The following is a 13,445-nucleotide window of genomic DNA, read 5'->3' as shown; positions in this document are numbered from 1 at the left end:
GGAAACGGCCCGGCGTTCACCGGGGATGCGCGGAGAAGACCTGGTGCAGGATGTCCAGGTAGGCGCCGTGGCCGCTGCTGCTCGGCCAGCTCGTGGACGACTCCACCGCCGTCCCCTCGCCCCACTCGTTGTAGGTGACCACCAGCTGGAACGGAGCACCCGAGGTGGCGACCGTGACGGCGTCCCGACGGAAGCGGGCGAGGTCGCGCGGGACCCGCGGGGTCGCTTCGTCGTTCTTCCAGAACCCCGGGGACAGGACCGCCGAGTACCCCGGCTGCACGTCCAGACTGTCGGTGTACTGATGCCAGCCCTGAGGTTGCTCCGCGCAACTCCGGTAGCCGGGAAACACCTTCAGGACGACGTAGTACCCCGCGGTCCGGTTGGCCTGCGCCCAGCGCGCGGCCATGCCGCAGCCGTCGCCGCCCGCGGCGTAGACGAAGATGACCGGTCTGCCGTCGACGTGCAGCCACGCCCGCTCGCCGGAGTACCGGCGCAGGTAGAGCAGGTCGCTCCTGATCTGCGCCACGGACGGATCGGAGTAGGCCTCCTGCTCGTAGTACACCGTCCAGGAGAAGCCGAGCCTGGCGCCCTCGGCCAGCAGCAGCGGCAACCGCCTGTCCTCACGCCTCCCCGCACCCCACCAGGAGGAGATGCCGGCCTGGAGACCCGCGTACTGCATGTCCTCGATCTGACGGTCGACGGTGGCGGGGGCGTCCACGGAGTATCGGCCCGCCGAGGGCGTGTAGTGGCTGCCGGAACCGGTGAAGTTCTCCGGGTACCAGGGGTAGTAGAAGGCGGCGCGCACGGGCGGTCGCGTGTCGACGACGGTCGCCGCCTTGGTGGTGGCAGAGGGGGTGGGGCTCGGCTTCGCCGCCGAGGAGGACACCGTCGGCGTGGCGCCGACGGCCGCGCCCGCGCTCGTCGCGGCGGCGCGGACCGGCGGAGCCCCGTGGCGTCCGGGCAGGCCGAAGGCGTAGCCGACGGCGAGGACGGAGACCAGCGCGACGGCGCCGAGCAGCGTGACCTTGCCGGTGGTGACGCCACCGACGCGCGCGGCGCGCCCCGCCACCCTGCCCGCCCGGGCAGCGCGTCGGCCGACCCGCGCCGTACCCCGGGCCGCGCCCCGGCCGGCCCCGCTGGTCGAAGCAGTCGAGAAGGTCGGGGCAACCGACGTGGCGCCCGTCCCCCCTCCGCCGAGGCCGGCCAGGTTCGACGCCACGAGGCCCAGCAGGACGGGCGGAACCGACACCAGCGCCAGGTCGGCCAGCAGCCGATCAGCGGCGACCAGGTCCAGGGGCGCGGCGCCGCACGCGGGGCAGTCGCGCAGGTGCCGGGCGATCCGCTTACGCCACAGACCGCCCGGCTGCCCGTTCCAGCCCCGCAGCGTCTCCCGCAGCTCCGCGCACCTCGGCTCCGCCCGCAGCGCACGGACGATCGCACGGGCGAGCTCCAGACGGGCCTTCGTCCGCTGCACCCGGACGGCCGCCTGCGGCAGCGGCAGGTCCATCGCGCCCGCCAGCTCCGCCCGGGTCAGTCGCCCGGCGACCTCCATCCACCACAGCGACAGCAACTGCCGCTCGTCCGCGTCCAGCCAGCGCGTGGCCTCCACCGCCTCCCGGCGCTGGCCGGACAGGCTCAGCGTGGTGACCGTCAGCTCGGCGAAGTCGGCCCTCGGGTCGGCCAGCGCGCCCGTCCCCGCGAGCGCCTCGAGCCCGGCGGTCGGCGGCCCGCCGCGCCGCACCCGCCAGTGGCGCCGCACCTCGCGCAGCGCGATGGCGACCAGCCAGGAGCGAAAAGCCCCGGGGTCCCGCAACTGCCGCACGTCGCGGACCACCTGCAGCATGATCTCCTGCACGACGTCGTCGGCCTCGTCGGGGGCGTCCAGTGCCCGTCCGACGATGTTGTAGATCAAGGGCAGGTGGTCGGACACGAGGGTGTCCAGCGCGCGGGCATCGCCGTGCTGCGCCGCGCACACCAGCGCCGGGTCGGCGGGGCCGGGGGGTGAAATCTCGCTCATGGTTCGAGGAGGGGCTCCGAGTCGGGTCGCCATAACAGAAATCGGCGAAGTACTTCCTGTCGATGCCCACGCATCCTTGCAGGCCGCCCTGTGTCTGGGCCAGTGGCTGTCCAGGGGCTCTCCGGCCGCCGCGGATAACAGAAACCGGCCCGGGAGAGCCGATTCCCACATCCGTCGCGGATCGATTGACCCGCGCTGCTGCGCACCCGTTGAATCTCCTGCAAGCCGGCCGGCTTCCTCCCCCAACGCCAGGACGACAGACAGAACCAGGCAAGGAATCATGTTCAAGAAGGCTTCGAGGAAGCACCGTGCACGCACGTACCTGATATCCGTTCCGGCCGCCCTGCTCGCCGGACTGGTCGTGGCCGGGGCCGCGTTCACGGCCCCCCTCTTCGGGGCCGACGCGGCCACCACCACGGCCACCGCGACGCAGGCGGCGGCGAGCAGCACGCTCTGGTCCACACAGCTGAAGTGGGACGACAACGGCGCCGCCTGGTCCGAGGCGTCCTTCGCCGCGCTGAAGGCCAAGGGCCTGGAGCAGGCCGAGATCGACATGTCGTGGAACACCGTCGAACCGGCCCAGGGCAGGTTCGACTACACCGAGTTGGACCAGGAGATCGCCAACGCGAACGCCGCCGGCGTCCACCTGGTCCTCATCTTCTGGTACTCCGGCTGGAACGGCAGCCCCGCCTCCTGGGTCACCAGCCACGAGACCACCGCCTCCGGCGCACAGAGCGCCACGCCCGCCTGGTGGGACCGGACCGACGAGCCGGCCTACCTCGCCTACGTGACCGACACCGTCAAGCACGTGGCCGGCGAGGCCGGGTACGGCGGCAGCGTCCTCGACTACGGACGGCTGGACTCCGTCTGGGACAGCACCGTCAGCGGCCAGGTCGACGGCTGGGCGCAGGCCGACGTCGACGAGTTCCACAACGTCTACCTCCCGCAGACCTACGGCAGCATCGGCGCGTTCGACAGCGCCCGCAAGACCTCGTACACCTCGTTCGCGCAGGTGCCGGCGGCCACGCCCGGGCAGCCACTGGCTGCCGTCTACCAGCTGTTCCGCCTCTGGAGCGTGCAGCAGGTCTACGGGCAGCTGGCGGCCGACGTGCGGGCCGTCACCGCGTCGACCCCGCTCTACTTCTACTTCGGCGGCCACGTCGGCAACTTCGCGAACTACGAGAACGTCCCGGAGGTGTTCTTCGCCCTGGCCAAGAAGTACGACGTCACCGTCGTCCAGGACTGCTCGGAGTCCACGGGCATCGACCTGCTCTTCGCGAGCCTCGGCCGCGCCTACGGCGTGAACGTCGCCACCGAGTGGACCGCGCCGAGCGACAGCACGCAGCTGGCGGCGCAGGCCGTGCAGTGGATCGGCAACTACCCCATGATGCTGCCCGAAGGCGGCGGCACGGACTTCTTCATCCACGACGGCACCCAGAAGGACACCGTCGCCTACCCGATCTACACCGCCTGGCTGGGCCACCTGAAGGGACTTTCCGGGTCCTACCCGCAACAGCCCGTCGCCGTCTACCTCGACGACTCCCTCGCCTACGGCAGCACCTCCGGCGGCGCCCTGGGTGCCCCCGAGAACGGCATCGCCTCCCTCTGGGACGGCTACCAGGCCGGGTTCTCCGTCGTGACCAGCGAGGAGGTCGACACCGGGATCGTCAAGCTCGCCCAGTACCGGGCGGTGCTGCCGATCAACGGCGTCGACGCCAACCTGACGGCGTACAGGAACGGCGGAGGCCACCTGCTGACGGCTGCCTCGCAGCTGTCCACGTACGCGCCCGCCTACGCCACCCTGGCCGGCAGCGGCGTCCTGCAGATCGCCCCGGTCGTCGACGCCGCGAGGACCGGCGCGCAACTGACGCTCGCGGACATCACCTCCGGCGCCGCCTACGACGGCCCGGTCACCGTCAGTCCGGCCGGCCTCGGGCTGGCCGCCGGCACCTACCATCTCGTCGACGCGACCGGTCAGGCGATCCCGCAGGTAGCGGTCGCCGGGGGCCTGTGCGCCTCGGCGGGCGTCCCGGCGGCCTCGCTGGCCGAGTGGTCCGTCGTGGCCGGCGCCGCACCCGCGGGTACCCCCACGCCAGCGGGCTGCGGCACCGGCACGCCGCCGCCGTCGTGCGGCGCGCTGACCGCGAACCAGCAGCTGACCGCCGGTCAGTCGGTCACCGCCTGCAACGGCGGCTACAAGCTGACCCTGCAGGGCGACGGCAACCTGGTGCTGTCCAGGAGCGGCACCGCCCTGTGGTCCTCCGGCACCGCCCACTCCGGCGCGACCCGCGTCGTGATGCAGGGCGACGGCAACCTCGTGCTCTCCACGGGCACGGGCGCGGCCGTCTGGTCGACCAGGACCGCCACCCACAGCGGTGCCTACCTCGACGTCCAGAACGACGGCAACACCGTGCTCTACAGCGCGGCCGGGGCCTCGCTCTGGTCCACCGGCACCGCAGGAAGGTAGCGGGCGCCCCCTCCCGCTGCGCGGGTGGGAACGAGACCGCGCCGTCGGACCGTCGACGGTCCGACGGCGCGGCGCCTCGCGAGTCGTACGCCTCTGCCGGCCGATGCCGTGCCCGGCTCGACTCGACTCGACATGACGCGACGGGGCCCGCGCCCGGCCGTCAGGCCAGCAGCGCTCCCTCCCGGGCCGCCTCCACGATCCGGCCACGGTCCGAGGCCGGGAAGCGTGCGAGGATCTCGCGCAGCGCGTCGGCCGCCACATTGGCCCCGAACGCCTCGGTGCCGGGTTCCAGGCGGACCCCCTGCGCCAACGACCCGGCGACGACCGGGTCGAAGCCCAGCGCGTCGACGAAGGCGGCGACCGTCGCCACGTCGCCCGGATCCTCGCCCGCGACGGCGACGGCCTTGCGGCCTGGCGCGCCCACCGGGCGGGCGCCGTCCTCCAGGTCGTGGTAGCCCATGTGGTTGAAGGCCTTGACCACGCGCGCTCCCGCCAGGTGGGCCTGGACGGTCTCGCTCGACGAGGTCCGAGGGTCGGTCAGGTCCGGGCGGTCGCCGTCGATCTCCCACCAGTAGTTCATCGCGTCGATCACGAGCTTGCCCGCGAGCGCCCCGGCCGGCACCTCGCGGTACCGGCCGAGCGGCAGCGCCAGGACGACGAGGTCGGCGCCGGACACGGCCTCGGCGGCGGTGACCGCGCGGGCGCCCGGCGTGAGGACCTCCACGGTCAGGGCTATCTTCGCCGGGTCGCCCGACCCGGCGATGCGCACGTCGTAGCCGGCGGCCAGGGCCAGCCGCGCCAGCACGGTGCCGACCTTGCCCGCGCCCAGGATCCCGACCGTGCCCGTGGTGCGGGGCGCCGTCCGTCCGTTCCCGTTCCCCTTCATCGTCTCGTTCCCGTTCATCGTCCGGCCTCTGCGTCGGCGAGGAGGTCGCGGACCATCGGCAGCACCTTCGAGCCGTAGAGCTCGACGGAGCGGAGGCGGTTGCTGATCGACTGCGCACCGTGGGTGTAGATCATGTCGAACCGGCCCACACCCAGCGTCTCGATGGCCGCGGCCATCTTGCGGGCGACGGTCTCCGGGGAGCCGACGTAGAGCGAGCCGTGGTCGATCTCCGCCTCGTACTCCTCCTTCCGGACCGGCGCCCAGCCGCGCTGCTGTCCGATCCGGTCCCGGATGACCTTGTAGTGCGGCCAGTGGGCCTCGCGTGCGGCCTCGTCCGTGTCGGCGACGAAACCCGGGGAGTGCATGCCGACCGGGTACGCGGTGGTGCCCAACTGCTCGGCCGCACGCTGGTAGAGCTCGACGTAGGGAGCGAACCGCGCCGGCGAGCCGCCGATGATGGCGATCATGAGCGGCAGCCCGTACCTGGCCGTCCGCACGACCGACTGCGGTGTCCCGCCGACCCCGACCCAGGTCGTCAGGCGTCCCGACTCCGTCTTCGGGTAGACGTCGGCCTCGTGGAGGGCGGCGCGCGTGGTGCCCTCCCAGCTGACGGGCCCCTCGTCGAGCAGCTTCGCGAAGAGCTCGAGCTTCTCCTCGAAGAGCACGTCGTAGTCGCGCAGGTCGTAGCCGAACAGCGGGAACGACTCGGTGAACGACCCGCGGCCGAGAATGATCTCCGCGCGGCCGTCGGAGAGCGCGTCGAGCGTGGCGAAGCGCTGGAAGACGCGCACCGGGTCGTCGGAGCTCAGCACGGTGACGCCGGACGACAGCTTGATCCGCTCGGTGCGCGTCGCGATGCCCGCGAGCACCGTCTCCGGGCTGGAGATCGCGAACTCGTGGCGGTGGTGCTCACCCAGGGCGACGACATCCACACCGGTCGCCTCGGCCAGGACCGCTTCCTCGACGACCTGCCGGATCGCACGCGCGTCCGACACCAGCGCACCGGCGTCGTCCTCGGGTACGTCCCCGAACGTGTCGAGACCGAACACGACATCAGACATGGCGTTCTCCTCAGCCCTAAAGTTGACACTTCAACTAATATCACGGGCCGAGCATTCCCACCCCTGCACCCCCAGGTCCGGACCCCGTCCTGCCGTGGAGCTCACTCGCTGGTCGCTCCCCCGTCCTCCCCGTCGAGCGCAGCGGCGCGCAGCGGGAGGATGCGAACACCGGGCGGCGCGGAGCGGAGCAGGCCCCGCGACACCGTCGTCAGCCCGCAGCCCGCGGCCACCAGCCGCACCGCCGAGGAAGCGGGCTGGCCGCGGTGGCTGAACGTCCCCCCGAAGGTGGCCCAGGTCGCCGCCGTCCGCGCGGTCGCCGCCGTACGCCGGGACCGGGACCTCGCCGAGGGCACGCTGATCGCATCGGTCTGTCCCGGCATGGTCGACACCGCCACCTCACGGCCGTGGTTCAGCGACTACAGCCACGCCCAGTCGCCCGCCCGGGCCGCCGAGGCCGTGCTCGACCTCGTGACCACCGAGCAGGTCGACCCCTCGCTCTACGGCGAGCCGATCCGCTCCGGCGAGGCTGTCGGAGGAACTGCTCTCGGCGGTGGGAGGACCACACCCGCGGGCACCTCCGCGACCCGGACGGAAGGTCAGGGGTGGACCTGGGAGCCGACGCCGAGATCGAGGCGGATGGATTCGAGGAGCACGAAGGCCGTGCTCTCGGTGTAGACGTCCGCGGCGGCCAGCACGCCGGTGTACTTCCTGACGACCGGGCCGGCGGCGTACCTGGTCTGCGCCGCCTGGTATTCCTTGACCGCGGCCCACTCGTTGTCGCCGTACCTGGCGAAGAACGGGGCGGGGTCGACGTTGGCCAGCGCCGCCTTCACGCCGTCGATCAGGTCCGCGACGTACTGCTGGTAGACGGCCATGTCCTCGCGTGTGCCGAGCCGGCCCATGTGGCCGCCGATGTGGTGGGTCCACGGATAGGCCAACGCCTTGGCCGGGGCGGCGACGGAGCCGGGGACGTCCTCGTTGAGGTTGAAGCTGTCGAACGGCACCCAGCCGGGCAGGTTGATGTCGACCAGCATCAGCGTGCCGTGGTCGGGGAAGTGGATGTAGATGTTGTCGGGCGTGTGGTTGGTCCCCAGGTGGGCCAACTCGATGCGCTCCCCGCCGATGTGCAGCGTCCTGCGGTCCGTGAAGGTGGTGTCGGGCACGGGGCGCGCCGGATCGTTGTCACGCAGCAGCAGGGCACGGGTCTCGGCATGGCCGATGCGTTCGACGTCGCGGCCGAAGAGCGACGACCCGCCCAGGTGGTCGGCGTGGTGGTGGGAGTAGACGAGGTGGGTGACCTTGTTGGACACCCCGTTGGCGCCCGCGACCTCGTCGATGGCGCGCTGCAGGTTGTGCCCGATCGTGGGCGGCGCGTCGAAGAGCACCACGCCGTCCTTGGTGGTGAGGAAGGCGGCCTGGTAGGTGCCGTCGGTGACCCAGTACAGGTTCCGCTCCACCCGGCCGACGTGGTAGCCCTGGGCGTTGACCGCCGGCCCCAGCGCGGAGGGCGGTATCGGGGCGTAGTCGGGCAGGCCCGTGGTGTCGGCGGCGGCGGGCCCCGCGAGGACGCCGCCGAGCGCGGCGGCGACCGCGGGGACGGCGGCGGCCTTGGCGGAGCGGGCCAGGAACGTGCGGCGGTCGGTCGGGCGTCCGAGCGAGTCGGTCACAGACATGGCGTCAACTTCCTTTGTTCGCGGCTTGGTCGGGCAGCTCGGCGGGACGCGCACGGACGCGGTTGAGGGAGACGAGGTCGAGCCCCAGCATCTCCAGCTGCGACAGCACCCCGTACAGCCCCGAGCGGTCCAGTTGCCCGACGAGGACGGTGTGCGCGGCCTCGTACTGCGCTGTCAGCGAGGGGAACGCGGACAGGGCGATGGCGCCCAGGTGGCCCTGGACGCGGATCGTGTACAGCGCCGGCTCTGCGTTCATGTCGCCGATACTCGGCTCACCCCTGGTGAACCGGCCTCACCGGGACCGGGTGAACCGACGTCGCACGAAGCGCCCTACGGCGAACCGACCACCCGCGAACCGGCAGTTCAGCGTCGGGGCAGGGCGCGGTCCGCCAGCAGGCGCAGGGCGCGGGCCCGTTGGACCGCCGAGGTCCGGTCGGTGGCCTGGAGCTTGGCGTAGATGTTCCGCACGTGGGTGTTGACCGTGTTCACCGAGACCGACAACTCGCCTGCGATCTCGGGCCGGGAGAGGTTGGTGGGCAGGTAGCGCAGCACGCGCAGTTCGGTGGGGCTGAGCTGCCCGCCGCCCGCGGACGGCGGCACGCTCACCGCCGGTGCGACTCCGTGCAGGACGTCCAGGACGTCGGCGCGCAGCGCGGCGTGCGCGGACCGGCCGCGCGGCGCGGCCTCGACCAGCTTCCCGGCGTCGGCCATCACGAAGGGCAGCACCAGCCGCTGCGGCTCCGCCAGGGCGAGGGCCCGCTCGACGGCCTGCTCGGCCTGTTGGTGCTCCGCGAGGTCCCGGTGGGCGAGTGCGGCCAGGAGCTGGGCCTCGACCAGGGTCGCGACGTGGACGCTGGGAGCGCTTCCGTCCATGACGCCGGCCACCTGCGCCAGCGCGGCCGCCGGGTCGCCCTCCGCCAGACTGAGGACCGCCCTGGCGTTGCGGATCTCGCCGCACCCGGTCGGCGCCGCCTGGAATGCGGCGAGCGTTTCGCGCGCCGGGGCGAGGGAGCCGAGGCGGGCGCGCGTGGCGGCGAGCCAGCCGGTCACGTAGCCGCTCAGGGCGTGCGGGTGCGACAGCTGCGACTGCAGGGCGTGTGCCTCGGCGAACTCCCGTTCCGCCTCGGGCCTGCGACCGCGGCCCGCGTGGAGCATGCCTTTGACGAGGTGCAGCAGCGTCCCGATGCCCGGTCCGCTGTCGGACTGCAGGGCCAGGTCGGCACGGAGCAGCAACTCCTCGGCGGTGTCGAACTCGCCGGACCAGACCATGGAGCAGGCCAGGGTGACCAGGGCCGGGGCGAGGACGGGGGCGGTGCCCCAGCCGTGCTCCTCGGCCAAGGCGACAGCCCGTTCGCAGCGTGTGCGGGCGACCTGGAAGTCGGGCAGCTTCGAGGCGAATCCGAGCTGTGCCAGGCAGGCCACCTCCAGGTACGGGCGGCCGGTCCGGCGGGCCAGGTCCGCACCCTCCTGCAGGTGCCGCACGCCGTCGGCGTGACGGTCGGTCCAGGCCTCGACGGTGCCCAGGTTCATCAGCGCCATGACGCGCAGGTCGCTGCCGAGGGCGAGGTCCTCGTCCGTCTCGGCTGCGGGCCGGGCATCGAGGAACTCCGCGTGCCGCCGCACGTCCGCGAGGTCGCCGCGCCGCCGGGCCAGCGAGAGCTGGAGCGCGGCGACGGCGGTGCGCAGCCTGCGCCGGCTCGGCTCGGGCGCTGACGACGCGCAGGCCTCGGTGACGGCGAGGTGTGCGGCGGCCCCGTCGAGGCGGCCGTGGACCAGGTCGACCATGGCGCGCACGACGCTCAGCTCCGGGAAGCCCGGCGCGGCGCGTTCGGGGAAGGCGTCCAGCAGCGTCTGCATGATCTCCTCCTGGCCGTCCAGCATCAGGCCGAGTGAGTGGTCCGCCAGGAGCGTCGCGGCGTCGTGCCAGTCGCCTGCGGACTGCAGATGCCGCACGGCCGGGACGGTCTGCCCCTGTTCCGCGAGCCACGCGGAAGCCGAGCGGTGCAGGTGCGGGACCTCGTCGGGCCGGGTTCGGCGCAGCTCCAGGCGGAGCAGGTCGGCGAGGAGGTGGTGGTAGCGGAACCAGGTCCGCTGCGGGTCCAGGGAGATGACAAAGGCGTTGGCGTCCTCGAGCGCGAGCAGGATGCGCTCGGCGCCGGGGCGTGCGGTGAGCAGGCCGGCGAGCTCGCCGTTGACGCGCTCCAGCACCGAGGTGCGCAGCAGCAGGTCCTGGACCTCCTGCGGCTGCCGGTCGAGCATCTCGGCCACCAGGTACTCCGCGACGGTGCGGTTGCTGCCGCTGAAGTCCGCGACGAAGCGCTCCGGGTCGGGGTGGCCGGTCAGGGAGAGCACCGCCAGTCGCAGCCCCGCCGCCCAGCCCTCGCAGCGCTCGTGCAGCCGTGCCACGGACGCCGGCGTCAAGGTGATGCCCGAGGCGGTGAGCAGTGCCCGGGTTTCCTCCTCGGCGAAGCGCAGCTCGGCCGCACGCAGCTCGGTCAGCTCGCCCGCGAGGCGGAGTCGGTGCAGCCGAAGCGGCAGGTCCCGGCGGGTCGCCAGAACGGCATGCACGTGCGCCGGGAGGCTGGTGAGCAGACGGGTCAGGGCGGCATAGGCCTCCGGGGAGGTGAGCTCGTGCACGTCGTCGATCACCAGGCTGACCCGGCCGGGCAGGACGGCCAGCTCCGCGAGGATCCGGTCGACCGCCGGATCCGCATCGAAGTCGGGTGAAGCGGTGGGGAGTTCGCCGGCGAGGGGTTCACCGTTCAGGCGGCACACGGCCGCCAGCAGCGCGGTCCAGAAGCTCTGGGCGTCCTGCTGGTCGCGCTGCACCTGGACGGAGGCGACGAGGTGCGCGTCGGCGCGCCGGTCGGCCCAGGCGCGCAGCAGGGAGGTCTTGCCGCTCCCGGCGGGCGCGGTGACGACCGTGACGGCTCCGGCGGCGGCCCGGTCCAGCGCGGCCACCAGCCCCTCCCTGTCGACCAGTCGCAACCGGCCGGGCCTCCCGTCCGGGCTTCGGCGGGGCGCGTCCTCGGGCTTGCCTGTGATCGCCGACACCGTCCACTCGATACCAGCCGCGTCCGCGCGGCGTCAACGACGGCGGTCTCACCTGCTTCCGGTGATGGGCGCTCACCTTTCTGTTCGCGAGGCTGACCCTGGCACCTACGTCCGGGACGAGCGGAGTTGACGATGAGTGAGCGAGTGGCGGGACGACTGGCCGGGAAGGTCTGCGTCATCACCGGCACCGGGGGGAGCATGGGCCGCGCCGCCGCCCTGAGGTTCGCCGAGGAGGGCGCCCTGGTCGTCGGCTGCGACGTCGCGGTCGCGCCCGCCGAGGAGACGGTGGAGCTGGTCCGGGCCGCGGGCGGCGCCATGGTGTCGCTGCAGCCGTGCACGCTGTCCGATCCCGAGGAGTGTGTGCGGCTCGTCGACTTCGCGGTGAAGGAGTGCGGCCGCATCGACGTGCTGTTCAACCTGGCCGCCCGCAACCGCTTCGCCTGGCTCGAGGAGGTCACCGACGAGGACTGGGACGGCGCCCGCCGCGACGAGGTGGACCTGGTCTTCTACCTCACCCGCGCCGCCTGGCCGCACCTGCGGGCGAGCCGCGGCGCGGTGGTGAACATGGCCTCCCTGAACGGCTCGATCGGGTTCAAGGAGTTGCCGTCGCTCTCCCACACGACCAACAAGGCGGCGGTCATCGGCATGACCCGCCAACTCGCCCTGGAGGGCGGCGAGCACGGGATCCGCGTGAACTCGCTCTCGCCCGGCCTGATCGAGACCGGCGCCACCCGGGCCCAGCTGGCGGAGGGCGACTTCGCTGTCCGGATGGCCGCCCGCACCCTGCTGGGCCGCCCCGGCCGCCCCGAGGAGGTGGCCGAGGTCGCCCTCTTCCTCGCCGGCGACGAGAGCTCCTACGTGACCGGCGTCGACCTGGTCGTCGACGGCGGCATGAAGGTGTGGTGAGCGCTGCGCGGATCCTCCTTCCGCGTCCGCCACCGCGGCGGTGGCGCGGGTTACGCGCGATTCCCCTGCGGCCATCCCTGCGCGTCGAACACGGCGACGGGATCGAGATAGTCCCGCCAGTGCACGACCTTGCGGTCCTTGACGGTCACGACGGAGACGAACCGGTTGTCGTAGGGCCGCCCCGTCCGTACGGAGGTGCCGTGGACCTCGTACTCGAGGACGACGACCGAGGTCACGGGATCGCGGTGGACGCGGAGGTTGTCCGCGCTGTGCAGGGTCACGTAGTCGCCGTAGTCGCGGTACAGGTCCTCGATCGCCTGCCGTCCCTGGACGCGGCGCGGGTACCCGGGCACGGTGATCACGAACTCGATGACCACGTCGTCGGCGAGGAGGTCGTAGTAGTCCTCCCCGTCGACCAGGCCGTCCAGCCCTTCCCTGATGATGCGGAAGAACGGGCTGTCGGCCCCGACCAGGGGCGTGTCGTCGCTGACGGTCTTGCTCATGTCGCCTCCGTGGTCCAGGCGTGGGCGTGGCGCTCGGCGAAGTCCCGGAAGGTCGTGGCGGGGCGGCCGGTGACCTTCTCGACGTCGCCGGTGGGCAGGGAGCCGTTGCCGGAGACGATGGCGCCCGTGAGCCAGCGCAGCACCACCGCGTAGTCGGCGGGCAGTCCCGCAGCGAGCGCACCGTTGATCCAGGCCTCCTGGTCGACGTCGTGGTAGGCGACCGGCCGGCCGCTCACGCGCGCGAGGGTGTCCGCGACGTCCTGGAAGGTGAGGGCCTGGGGGCCGGTCAGCGCGTAGGCGGCGCCGGCGTGGGCCGCGGGGTCGAGCAGTGTCTCGGCCGCGACCGCGGCGATGTCGGCGGCGTCGACGAACGCCTCCGTGCCGCCTGCGCTCGGGGCGACGATCGCTCCGTCCACGAGCGGGAGGTGCTCGTCGGCGAAGTTCTGCATCACCCACGCCGGACGCAGGATCGAGTGCGTGATGCCGTGGCGGGCGACGAGGTCGGCTTCCACGGCCGCGAAGTCGGCCTCCGTGGGCGCCTGGTCGGCGTAGTGGACGCTCAGCAGCGTGACGTGTCGCACGCCGGCCGCTTCGGCGCGGTCCAGAAAGGCGGCGACCTGAGCGGCGTAGCGCAGGCGAAGGGTGGGTGTCACTAGGTAGAGGCGGTCCGCACCCCGCAGGGCCTCGGCATGGGTGGCCGGGTCGTCCCAGTCGAACCGCACGTCCGCACCGCTGCGCGCCGCAGTGCGGGGGCTGAATCCGCGCTGGGCGAGCCGGTCGGCGAGCAGCGAACCGGACCGACCGGTCCCGCCCAGGATGAGGGCAGTAGGTGTTTCGATACTCATGACTCCATGATTGGGGCGGATATCAAGACAATC

At 72.6% G+C, this 13,445-nt stretch carries 10 protein-coding genes and 1 pseudogene; 3 read left to right on the top strand and 8 right to left on the bottom strand.

All coding sequences use genetic code 11. The features are described from left to right. Positions 1 to 16: 16 nt before the first annotated feature. Entirely contained in the window at positions 17 to 2,017 is a 2,001-nt protein-coding gene (locus BMY61_RS16010) for a sigma-70 family RNA polymerase sigma factor (RefSeq protein ID WP_052438332.1), read from the bottom strand. Positions 2,018 to 2,297: 280 nt separating this feature from the next. On the opposite strand from BMY61_RS16010, the gene BMY61_RS16005 reads away from it, so the two are divergent. After that, positions 2,298 to 4,484, top strand: a complete 2,187-nt coding sequence (locus BMY61_RS16005) for a beta-galactosidase (protein ID WP_052438331.1) — start codon at positions 2,298 to 2,300, stop codon at positions 4,482 to 4,484. A 160-nt stretch (positions 4,485 to 4,644) separates the two neighbouring features. On the opposite strand, the gene BMY61_RS16000 is transcribed toward BMY61_RS16005, so the two are convergent. Both BMY61_RS16000 and BMY61_RS15995 read right to left on the bottom strand, forming a co-directional pair. Next, on the bottom strand, positions 4,645 to 5,370 hold the full coding sequence (locus tag BMY61_RS16000) for an NADPH-dependent F420 reductase (RefSeq protein WP_042443014.1): 726 nt from the start codon (positions 5,368 to 5,370) through the stop codon (positions 4,645 to 4,647). A gap of 14 nt (positions 5,371 to 5,384) precedes the next feature. Beyond that, positions 5,385 to 6,431 carry an LLM class flavin-dependent oxidoreductase gene (locus tag BMY61_RS15995; RefSeq protein WP_042442791.1) on the bottom strand — a complete coding sequence of 349 codons (1,047 nt, stop codon included), beginning with the start codon at positions 6,429 to 6,431 and terminating at the stop codon, positions 5,385 to 5,387. Between the two features lie 228 nt (positions 6,432 to 6,659). On the opposite strand from BMY61_RS15995, the pseudogene BMY61_RS15990 reads away from it, so the two are divergent. Next, positions 6,660 to 6,962, top strand: a pseudogene (locus BMY61_RS15990) (carbonyl reductase); the annotation flags it as partial. A gap of 65 nt (positions 6,963 to 7,027) precedes the next feature. Here BMY61_RS15990 and BMY61_RS15985 read toward each other — a convergent pair. The 3 genes from BMY61_RS15985 to BMY61_RS15975 form a co-directional block, all read right to left on the bottom strand. Then, a complete protein-coding gene (locus BMY61_RS15985; RefSeq protein WP_042442785.1) occupies positions 7,028 to 8,104 on the bottom strand; it encodes an MBL fold metallo-hydrolase in 1,077 nt (358 codons plus the stop codon). A gap of 4 nt (positions 8,105 to 8,108) precedes the next feature. Next, a complete protein-coding gene (locus BMY61_RS15980; RefSeq protein ID WP_042442784.1) occupies positions 8,109 to 8,360 on the bottom strand; it encodes a hypothetical protein in 252 nt (83 codons plus the stop codon). 107 nt (positions 8,361 to 8,467) lie between these two features. After that, positions 8,468 to 11,158 (bottom strand): winged helix-turn-helix domain-containing protein, encoded by a 2,691-nt coding sequence (locus BMY61_RS15975; RefSeq protein WP_236655859.1) that lies wholly within the window; start codon positions 11,156 to 11,158, stop codon positions 8,468 to 8,470. A 132-nt stretch (positions 11,159 to 11,290) separates the two neighbouring features. Here BMY61_RS15975 and BMY61_RS15970 point away from each other — a divergent pair, with 132 nt between their 5' ends. Beyond that, positions 11,291 to 12,064, top strand: coding sequence for an SDR family NAD(P)-dependent oxidoreductase (locus BMY61_RS15970; protein ID WP_042442781.1), 774 nt, complete (start codon positions 11,291 to 11,293; stop codon positions 12,062 to 12,064). 50 nt (positions 12,065 to 12,114) lie between these two features. Here the strand turns inward: BMY61_RS15970 and BMY61_RS15965 are convergent, their stop codons facing one another. Both BMY61_RS15965 and BMY61_RS15960 read right to left on the bottom strand, forming a co-directional pair. Then, positions 12,115 to 12,567, bottom strand: a complete 453-nt coding sequence (locus tag BMY61_RS15965; protein WP_042442779.1) for a nuclear transport factor 2 family protein — start codon at positions 12,565 to 12,567, stop codon at positions 12,115 to 12,117. Further along, entirely contained in the window at positions 12,564 to 13,412 is an 849-nt protein-coding gene (locus BMY61_RS15960; protein ID WP_042442772.1) for an NmrA family NAD(P)-binding protein, read from the bottom strand. The genes BMY61_RS15965 and BMY61_RS15960 overlap by 4 nt, the downstream gene beginning before the upstream one ends. Positions 13,413 to 13,445: the final 33 nt, after the last annotated feature.

The organism is Streptacidiphilus jiangxiensis, from assembly GCF_900109465.1.
Taxonomy (GTDB): Bacteria; Actinomycetota; Actinomycetes; order Streptomycetales; family Streptomycetaceae; genus Streptacidiphilus; species Streptacidiphilus jiangxiensis.
Note: the sequence above shows the minus strand (reverse complement) of the source record. Positions and strands in the feature narration are given on the sequence as shown.

Coding starts and splice junctions, on each gene's coding strand:
- BMY61_RS16010 (WP_052438332.1), bottom strand. CDS start 2,017: ATGAGCGAGATTTCACCCCCCGGCCCCGCCGACCCGGCGCTGGTGTGC.
- BMY61_RS16005 (WP_052438331.1), top strand. CDS start 2,298: ATGTTCAAGAAGGCTTCGAGGAAGCACCGTGCACGCACGTACCTGATA.
- BMY61_RS16000 (WP_042443014.1), bottom strand. CDS start 5,370: ATGAAGGGGAACGGGAACGGACGGACGGCGCCCCGCACCACGGGCACG.
- BMY61_RS15995 (WP_042442791.1), bottom strand. CDS start 6,431: ATGTCTGATGTCGTGTTCGGTCTCGACACGTTCGGGGACGTACCCGAG.
- BMY61_RS15985 (WP_042442785.1), bottom strand. CDS start 8,104: ATGTCTGTGACCGACTCGCTCGGACGCCCGACCGACCGCCGCACGTTC.
- BMY61_RS15980 (WP_042442784.1), bottom strand. CDS start 8,360: ATGAACGCAGAGCCGGCGCTGTACACGATCCGCGTCCAGGGCCACCTG.
- BMY61_RS15970 (WP_042442781.1), top strand. CDS start 11,291: ATGAGTGAGCGAGTGGCGGGACGACTGGCCGGGAAGGTCTGCGTCATC.
- BMY61_RS15965 (WP_042442779.1), bottom strand. CDS start 12,567: ATGAGCAAGACCGTCAGCGACGACACGCCCCTGGTCGGGGCCGACAGC.
- BMY61_RS15960 (WP_042442772.1), bottom strand. CDS start 13,412: ATGAGTATCGAAACACCTACTGCCCTCATCCTGGGCGGGACCGGTCGG.